This is a genomic window from Neisseria flavescens (genome assembly GCF_001618065.1).
Lineage (GTDB): Bacteria > Pseudomonadota > Gammaproteobacteria > Burkholderiales > Neisseriaceae > Neisseria > Neisseria flavescens_A.
The window spans coordinates 1-450 of the sequence record NZ_LAEI01000012.1; the positions used below are offsets into that span (position 1 = coordinate 1).

At 56.2% G+C, this 450-nt stretch carries 1 protein-coding gene; it reads right to left on the bottom strand.

Going from position 1 to position 450, the window contains the following annotated elements; genetic code table 11:
- On the bottom strand, positions 1–431 hold a 431-nt coding region (locus TW89_RS02720; RefSeq protein ID WP_283114338.1), incomplete at its 3' end, for a type IV pilin protein.
- Between the last annotated feature and the right edge of the window lie 19 nt (positions 432–450).

A 450-nucleotide genomic window follows, 5' to 3' on the forward strand; every position in this document is an offset into this window, starting at 1 on the left:
CTGCCCTTCCCCTTCATCTTCCCGCACACCACCGCCGTCAGTGACTCGTTCAAGCGCAGCACCCTCGGCTCCGCTTCCCTATCCAGCGCCACCGCCTTCAAGGTAAACTTACCCTCCAGGATGCCCTTAGCCTGACCGCTCATCCTGATACAGAAACCGCCCGCCTCCTTCACCGGCAGCTCCGGCCATTTCGTCGATGTCAGCTTAAAGCTACCCTTTTTCGTGTAGAACTGCTCCATAAAGCGCGCATTTTCCAGCAGCGCGGCATGAGCCGCACGCAGGTTGGCCGAGCGGACCGATTCCCGATAAGCTGTAAAGGCAGCCGTCGCCAAGATCGAAACCAGCAGCATCACCACCAACAGCTGTACCAAGGAGTACCCCCTCTGTACGGTTGCCCCATTCCGTTTTCCGTCAAATGCTTTTAAGTACATATCTTTCTTCCCTTTATCT